Annotated in this window: 7 protein-coding genes; 5 read left to right on the forward strand and 2 right to left on the reverse strand. The window is 27.6% G+C overall.

The window, feature by feature from the left end; all coding sequences use genetic code 11:
* Positions 1 to 114: 114 nt before the first annotated feature.
* The 3 genes from B5E92_RS14500 (at position 115) to B5E92_RS14510 (ending at position 3,334) form a co-directional block, all read left to right on the forward strand.
* The gene (locus B5E92_RS14500; protein WP_087303328.1) at positions 115 to 1,674 is read left to right on the forward strand and encodes an amidohydrolase; all 1,560 of its coding nucleotides are present in this window, start codon (positions 115 to 117) and stop codon (positions 1,672 to 1,674) included.
* Positions 1,675 to 2,316 (forward strand): YggS family pyridoxal phosphate-dependent enzyme, encoded by a 642-nt coding sequence (locus tag B5E92_RS14505; protein WP_087303330.1) that lies wholly within the window; start codon positions 1,675 to 1,677, stop codon positions 2,314 to 2,316.
* Positions 2,317 to 2,581: 265 nt separating this feature from the next.
* Positions 2,582 to 3,334, forward strand: coding sequence for a sporulation initiation factor Spo0A C-terminal domain-containing protein (locus B5E92_RS14510; RefSeq protein ID WP_087303332.1), 753 nt, complete (start codon positions 2,582 to 2,584; stop codon positions 3,332 to 3,334).
* A 63-nt stretch (positions 3,335 to 3,397) separates the two neighbouring features.
* On the opposite strand, the gene spo0A is transcribed toward B5E92_RS14510, so the two are convergent.
* Both spo0A and B5E92_RS14520 read right to left on the reverse strand, forming a co-directional pair.
* Entirely contained in the window at positions 3,398 to 4,213 is an 816-nt protein-coding gene (spo0A, locus tag B5E92_RS14515) for a sporulation transcription factor Spo0A (protein WP_087303334.1), read from the reverse strand.
* A gap of 195 nt (positions 4,214 to 4,408) precedes the next feature.
* Positions 4,409 to 5,521, reverse strand: a complete 1,113-nt coding sequence (locus B5E92_RS14520; RefSeq protein ID WP_087303336.1) for a transglutaminase domain-containing protein — start codon at positions 5,519 to 5,521, stop codon at positions 4,409 to 4,411.
* A gap of 215 nt (positions 5,522 to 5,736) precedes the next feature.
* Between B5E92_RS14520 and B5E92_RS14525 the strand changes: the two genes are divergently transcribed.
* On the forward strand, positions 5,737 to 7,248 hold the full coding sequence (locus tag B5E92_RS14525; RefSeq protein ID WP_087303338.1) for an LCP family protein: 1,512 nt from the start codon (positions 5,737 to 5,739) through the stop codon (positions 7,246 to 7,248).
* Between the two features lie 91 nt (positions 7,249 to 7,339).
* Complete coding sequence (locus B5E92_RS14530; protein ID WP_087303340.1) at positions 7,340 to 8,845, forward strand: LCP family protein; 1,506 nt, start codon at positions 7,340 to 7,342, stop codon at positions 8,843 to 8,845.
* Positions 8,846 to 8,999: the final 154 nt, after the last annotated feature.

Raw genomic sequence — 8,999 nt, forward strand, 5'->3', positions numbered from 1 at the left:
TGTAGTATAAGACTCCTTCAGTAAGAATATAGAATAAAAGATCTGCACAAGCAAGGAATTATTCATGACGATGTGTGCCTTGCAGCCGCAGGCGGAAAGGAATGTGTGGTTATAATGAAAATTTATTATAATGGAAATTTATATGGTCATAAAAAGGCAACAGCATTTGTTGAAAAACATGGCAAAATTATTTTTATTGGTAATGATGATGAAGCATTAAAATATAATGGTGATAGTATTGATTTAAAGAAAAAATATGTCTATCCTGGTTTTAATGATTCACATATGCATTTAGTTAATTATGGACAAAGTTTAAGAAATCTTTTATTAGAAAATCATACTGATTCATTAGCTGATCTTCTTGGAGAATTACAGCGTAATTTATTACCAGGAAAATGGCTAGTTGGGAGGGGCTGGAATCATGATTATTTTAAAGATGTTTCAAGATTTCCAACTCGTAAAGATTTAGATTCAATTAGTAAAGAAGACCCAATTGTAATTACAAGAGCTTGTGGACATATTTTAGTAGCTAATAGTAAAGCAATTGAATTAGCAAATATCCATGACCAAGAAGTTGAAGGGGGCAGTTATGATTTAGAAACTGGTATTTTTAAAGAAAATGCATTAAATTTAATCTATAATGCAATAGGCAAACCAACTGTAGATGATATTAAAGAGTCAATTATGATCGCTCAAAAAAGTTTAAATTCTTATGGGATAACTTCTGTACAAAGTGATGATTTTTTAAGTGCAACAGATAATTATCATGATGCACTAGAAGCATTAAAACAGTTAGATGCTGAAAATAAATTAACAGTGCGAGTATATGAACAAGCTCAATTTACCAATATAGTAACATTAAAAGAATTCGTTGATTCTGGATATCATACTGGAGTTGGAACTAATATGTTTAAGATTGGACCATTAAAAATGCTTGGTGATGGTTCACTTGGTGGACGGACTGCATATTTAAGTGAACCATATTATGATGATCCTACTACTCAAGGAATTCCTGTATATACTAAAGAAGAATTTAAAGAAATGTTTGATTTTGCAAATAAAAATCAAATGCAAATAGCTATTCATGCAATTGGTGATGGAATTCTTGATTGGATAATTGAAGCTTATGAATATGCTTTAGCTAACCATCCACGTCAAGATCATCGTCATGGTATTGTTCATTGTCAAATTACTCGCCAAGATCAATTGTTAAAAATAAAACAATTGCATCTACATGCATATATTCAAAGTATTTTTTTGGATTATGATAATCATATTGTTAATGAACGTGTAAAGCCAGAGATTGCTAAAACTTCTTATAATTTTAAAACATTGAAAGAAATTACTACTATTTCTAATGGTTCTGATTGTCCGGTTGAAAAACCTGATATCTTAAAAGGTATTCAACTAGCAATAACAAGAACATCAATTGATGGGACTGGACCATATTTAAAAGAGCAGTCTTTAACTAGAGAGGAAGCAATTGATTCATTTACTATTGATGGAGCATATGCTTCATTTGAAGAAAATATCAAAGGATCAATAGAAATTGGAAAATTTTGTGATCTAGTTATTCTAGAAAATGATATACTATCAGTAGACGTAAATAAAATAAAGGATATTAAAGTTCTTGCAACTATTATTGATGGAAATATTGTCTATGGAGGGATATAAATGATAGTAAATGAAGAAGCAGTAAAAGAAATATTAGCGCAAGTTAAAGGCGCTAAATTAGTAGCAGCTACAAAATATGTTGATTATCATGAAATTGAAAAACTAGAAGCTTTAGGTGTGAAGTATTTTGGTGAAAATCGTGTTCAGGCTTTTTTAGAAAAATATGAACATTACCATGGTAATGGAGAATTTCATTTTATAGGGACTTTGCAAACAAATAAAGTAAAATATATTATTGATAAAGTTACTTTAATTCATTCAATTGCAAGTTATTCATTAATTGATGAAGTTGAAAAGCAGGCTCGTAAACATGAATTAAAGATGCCAATTTTAGTGCAGGTCAATGTTGCTAAAGAAGAAAGTAAACACGGTTTTGAAGTTGAAGAAATTGAAGAAGTATTTGATTATTTAAAAAAATGTCCGCATTTAGAAGTAAAAGGATTAATGATGATGGCACCAAATATTAATCATGAAGAAACACGTGTTTATTTTAAACAAACTAAAGAATTATTTGATGACTTGAAAAACAAGTATCCAGAATTTCCAATGAGTGAGATTTCAATGGGAATGTCAAATGATTATCATGAAGCCATGGAATGTGGAGCAACATTAGTTAGAATTGGTAGTGCATTATTTAAATAATAAAATAAAGTTTATGGATTCAAGAGAAATTTTGAGTCCTTTTTTTATAAAATTATTGTGAATTTTTTTTATACACATAAGTTTTATATTCTAAACCACAAAAATTTGTTATACTTTTTTTGTTAGCCAGAAAGGGGGAAAATAAATAATGGGGATATTGAAGAAAATTTTGCTAATATGTAAATTTTTAGAAATTTAGTAAGAGATAAAAAACAGGGATAAAGTAAAGAGTGAGGAGAAATGTGGATAACATTGAAAAATTAAAATGGACAGTGAAATAACTATAGTAATATTGACAGAAGATCAAGAATTAAGAAAAAATTTGATAGGTAAGATTAAAGAACGGGAAAAATATGTTTTAAAAGCAGATTTTGATAGTGGCAGCGATTGTATAAATTATTTGTCAAGTAATAGTTGTGACTTATTAATTGTTGATTTGATATTAATGGAAATAGATGGACTTGGAATTGTTAAAAGAGTTAAGGAAATTAATTATAATGCGTTTCGAAATATTATTTGTATAAGTAATTTTAGTAGTGGAATGATATTTGATCAATTAGAAAAATTGAAAATTGATTATTATTTCAAAAAACCATTAAATTATAATTATTTTATGGAAATTATAAAAAATATTGTAAATGCAACAACAATTAACAAGATCGAATATAGTTCTAAAATAAATAATGAAAAAAGAGTTCATGATATATTAATTAAAATGGGAATGCCACGTCATTTAAGAGGCTTTTATTATTTAGTTACCGGGACTACAATGGTGATTGAAAATATTAATCTTTTAAGTGAGATTACTAGAGAGTTATATCCCAGAATTGCTAGAGCACATGGAACAACAGCTTCACGTGTTGAACAATCAATTCGGCATATAATTAAGAATACTTGGGAAAATGGAGATCAAGATGAATTAGATGATGTATTTGGTTATAGAATCAATCATCGTCCGTGTAATTCAGAGTTTATCTCAACGATTGTAGATAAGTTATTATTAGAAATTAGACAATAAAAATAAAGAATCAATGGAGATCTTTCATCTCATTGATTCTTTCTAAAAAGATAACTATAGATTTTATAAATAACTATGACGACTTGCGGCTTTGGTTTGGTGTTCTAAGCGCAATTTGTCAGCAATCATAGCAATAAATTCAGAATTAGTTGGTTTAGATTTAGCAGCACTGACAGTATAGCCGAAAATATCATCAATAGCATCAGTATTACCACGATTCCATGCAACTTCGATAGCATGCCGAATTGCTCTTTCAACTCGTGAAGCAGTAGTACTGTATTGGCGAGCAATATCTGGGTATAATACCTTTGTAACTTGTCCTAATAGTTCAATATTATAATAAGTAGATAAAATAGCGGTTCTTAAGTACATATAACCTTTAATATGAGCAGGGATTCCTACTTCATGTAATATATCAGTAATTTCATTTTCAAGTTTAATTTTTTGATATTTTTCAGATTCATCTTGAGACATCATTTTTATATCTTCTAAAGATACTTTCATTACTGAATTTAAAGTAGAGATGAAATAATTAATATCAAAAGGTTGCTTAAAGCAATAACTAACACTTAATTTTTCTAACGTTTCACAGATCAAAGGATTTGTAAAACTTGTGATGCATACTACTTTATTATATGCACGATTGTTAATTTCTTTTAGTTTGTTTAAAACACCGATACCATCAATATTACTTAACATTAAATCAATAATCAGTAAATCGCAAGTATTATTAGATAAATAATTTAAACAGCTAACAGCACTATCACTATTACCAATAACGGTAAAATTATTAGTGGCCAATAAGCTATCCTTAATATTTTTCAATAAATCTTTGTTTTCTTCTAAAATGTACACTGTATACTTTTTTACGTCTGTCATCTTTGTATTCCCCTTTCGTTTTAGTGACAAAATTTATTATATTTATACAGTTTAAAAGAGAAAAGGGTTTAGAAACAGATAATTCTTGATTTAGAAAACTAGCTAATATAGTTCCTTAATACAATAAAGTTTTCGTTAAAATTCGTGAAAAAATCTCGAAAATTTAATTAAAATAACGACCGTTGTCGAGAAGCATTAAGGCATTTTAAAAATTAAAATATTTAAAGAATCTAAGTAAAAATATTGAATAGAATAAGAACCAGAAGCGTATTGATTGTATAAATCAAACATTTCTTCGTTATCAATTAAATTAGTTTTTGCTTGTTGATAGCAGCTATCACTAAATTTAAATTCCATCCAATTAATACCATTGCTACGATAATTGCCTACCATTGATTTCAATAGATTTAAATCATAACTTTCATTATAGTAATTTTCATAATCAAAATAGCAGTACTTACCATTAATTGTATTTTCATAATCACTTGTAGGTTGATAAAGTTTTAACATTGTATCAGAATCAAACATAAAATATGAATACATTGTAAAAGCATTTTGTTCATCAACATAATCACCCCAGGTAGCATCAAGATAATAGTAATCACCATCAAGTTCAATTAAGTTCCAGGCATGACTAGAATTATCACTATCATTCAAAGCTTTACCAACAATATAGGCAGAATTAATATCAATAGCTTCACATAAATATTGAATGGCTTTGACATAACCACTACAAACAGTATTACCATATATTAAAGCACTTGTAATGTATTGATTATCTTTAGCCCCATCAACATAAGTATTTTTTTCGATAACATAATTATAAATAGCTTTTAATTTATCGTAGTCGCTACTATTAGAATCCAATGAACTAATAAATTGATTACGAATATTTTCTAGTTGTTTTGTTAGTTCTGTTACTTCATCTTGATTATAGGTATAAATTGGTTTGTAATAACAGACATCAACTTGATTTTGTAATTCAAAATAGTTGAAATAAAATATTTCTGGATGATCGTATAGTACATATTCGTTAATACTTACTATTTGTTCATAATCCGCTGAAGGTAATTCAATTTTAGATTGATAGTTAATTAGACAGTTATAAATACTAGTATAAATCTCCTTTTCTTTAGTAGATAAATTATTGTAGTAATATAAATAGCTAGTATCATCATTAAGTTGACTATTATCGATATCAATATTTTCTTTTGAATCAGTTTTCTCTTCTCGAACCGGTGTTTCAATAAAATCACAACCAGTCAGTAAAAATAAAGGGATGAGGATAATTATTAAAAATTTTTTCATTTTGGATTAGCTCCTTTTGTAAAATAGTCTTTTTATTAGTATACCATATTACTAAATTATATAGATATAATCAGTATAATTGATATAAATATTAATTTTTATAAATAAATTCTTACAAATTTATTAAATTTTTTCATAATTTCGCCATAAATTTGTATTATAAAAAAGAATATGATATTATTTAACGGTAAAAAGTACTAAAATAGGAGGCTTCTATGAAGAAAAAAAATAAGTTTATAAGTTTTATAACTTCGAAATACTTAATTTTAGCGGTTCAATTGATCGCAACAGCAATTTTTGTATATTTTGTGTACCAGTTAAAAGTGGTGCCAGCTAAATACTTTATTCCTGGATGTATAGGATTAGTTTTACTAATTATTATTTTCTTCTTTATTATGAAAAGTGGACAGAAGAAAATAGACAAGGGTCTACGTAGTAAAAGATCAATAATTACTAAATTAGTGAGTTTATTGGTAAGTATCCTATTAATGGTAGCTTCTACATTTGTAGTTAGAGGAAACGATTTTTTTAATCAAGTAAGTGAAGCAACTACGCAAAATTATCTTGTTTCTGTAATTACAATGAAAGATCATGAAGCAACAAAATTAAAAGATCTTGATGGAGCAAATTTTGGCGTATCATATCAATATGATACAACAACAGTGACAAGAGCAATTGCCGATATGGAAGAAGAAATCGGTGAACAAAAACATATGAATAGATATGAAGAATATAGTGCTTTAGCAGATGCTTTATATAATGGTGAAGTTGATGCTATTATTGTTGGACAAGAATACGATGCAATGTTAGAAATCAATCATCCAAGTTTTAAAGATGAAACTAAAGTAATTAAATCATATGAATATGAATCTAAATTAACAGTTAATACAAAACAAACAAATGTAACTGAAAATACATTTACTGTTTATGTTACAGGAATTGATACATATGGTTCAGTAAATACTGTTTCTCGTAGTGATGTTAACTTATTAGTAACTGTTAATCCTGTTGAAAAACAAATTTTAATGACTAGTATCCCTCGTGACTGTGAAATTAAATTAAATAAAAATGGTGAGATGGATAAATTAACGCATACTGGTATTTATGGTACGGCAGAAACAATTAGTACAATTGAAGATTTCTTAGATATTCAAATTAACTATTTTGCACGTACTAATTTCAGTGGAATTACTAATATCGTCGATGCTTTGGGCGGAGTAACAGTTAATTCGGACTATGCTTTTACGACACTACACGGTAACTATGAAATTGTAAAAGGTGAAAATCAAATGGATGGCGATAAGGCATTATGTTTCGTTAGAGAACGTTATTCATTACCAAATGGCGATTTTGACCGCGGTAAAAATCAACAAAAATTATTAGAAGCAATGCTTGATAAAGCAATGTCAGCAAAAATTATTACTAATTTTGATAATATTTTAAGTGCTATTGAAGGAACATTTGAAACTGATATGTCAAGTGAAGAAATTAGATCATTACTTAATATGCAGCTAGATGATATGGCTGAATGGGAAGTATTTGATATTCAAGTAACTGGAGAAGGTTACATGACAGATGAAACTTATTCAATGTCAGGATCTAATGTATATGTTATGAAACCATATAGAAAACAAGTTAACTTAATTAAAGATGTTATTGATAAAATCGAAGCCGGAGAACGTATTAGCAAAGATGATATAAAAGATATAACAGATTATGAAGGTTAGAGCTTTTGATTAAGCTCTAATTTTTTTTACAAATATAGCTATATTATGACATTACATTATGTTATTATATAAGGTGCAATGAGGTGAAGATATGAAACGAAAAAAAAAGAAAGGAATATTATCTAAGCTTTTATCTAAAGGAGTTATCTTAACTTTTCAATTAATAGCTTCTATTGTATTCTTAGCATATATATATAGTTTAAAGATGTTACCATTAAGATATTATTTAATCCTGGTGGTAATTTTATTAGTCTTGTTTTTAGGTGAAGTTATTTGGATAACTTCAGGTGCTCGTAAAAAAAGACGTACAGGCAAACGCTTTAGAATTTTTATTAGTAAATTTACAAGTGTCTTACTTTCAATATTTATGATTACAGTCAGTGTTTTTGCTGCAAGAGGAAATGACTTTATTAATAACATTACAAATGCATTTACTCAGACAAGAGTTATCGCTGTATATGTAATGAAAAACAGTGATATTGAAAAAGTTGAAGATTTAAAGGGAAAAACTATTGGTGTTGAAAATAAAACTAGTGTTTCTAATATTACTGATGCACTAGCTCAAATTCAAGATCAAATTGGTAGCGAACCAAAGAAAAAAAATTATGATGATTACGCTGTATTAGCAGACGCTTTATATGAAAATGAAGTTGATTGCATCATTGCTGATCAATCATACTTAGGAATATTAGAAACTAATCATGAATCTTTCAGCGATGAAACTAGAGTAGTTTACCAAATGGAAGTAGAAGAAAAAATAAATACTGTAACAACTAAAACAGATGTTACTGAAAATTCTTTTATCGTTTATATTACTGGAATTGATACTTATGGATCAGTAAATACTATTTCAAGAGCTGATGTTAATTTACTTGTTTGTGTTAATCCGGTTGAAAAACAAATATTAATGGTAAGTATTCCACGAGATACTAAAGTTAATTTACACATGAATGGTAAAATGGATAAGATTAACCATTCGGCGATGTATGGAATAAATGAAACGATTCAAACGTTAGAAGATTTCTTGGATTTAAAAGTTAATTACTATGCTAAAACTAATTTCTCTGGTGTAACTAATATTATTGATGCATTAGGTGGTGTAACAGTAAATTCAGATTATGCATTTACAACATTGCATGGTAATTACAAAATTGTAAAAGGTGAAAATCAAATGGATGGCGATAAAGCATTATGCTTTGTTAGAGAACGTTATGCTTTACCAAATGGCGATTTTGATCGTGGTAAAAATCAACAGAAATTATTAAAAGCCATTATCGATAAGGCAATATCACCTAAAATTATTACTAATTACAATAATATTCTGTCAGCTGTTGAAGGAACATTTGAAACAGATATGGCTAGTGATGATATCAAAGCATTAATAAATATGCAACTAGATGATATGGCAGAATGGGATATGTTCAATGTTCAAGTAACAGGAGATCCTGAATATACGTACAAAACATATTCTCAAAAAGGACAAAGAACATATGTTACTGCTCCTGATAAAGATAAATTAGAAGATATCAAAAATGTAATTGATAAAGTTGAAAATGGTGAAAAGATTTCTAGTAAAGATGTAAAAGGATTGCAATAAAAATTATAAGTAACAAATTAGTAAATCTAGTTTGTTGCTTTTTTATATTTATTGCTTATAAAAATGAGATAAATTTGAGATAATATATAGTATTTTATATGCTATAATATAACTGTCTTTAAAATAACTTTGGCATATTAAACAATAAAAATTA

Source organism: Erysipelatoclostridium sp. An15 (assembly GCF_002160675.1).
GTDB classification, from domain to species: Bacteria; Bacillota_I; Bacilli_A; order Erysipelotrichales; family Coprobacillaceae; genus Thomasclavelia; species Thomasclavelia merdavium.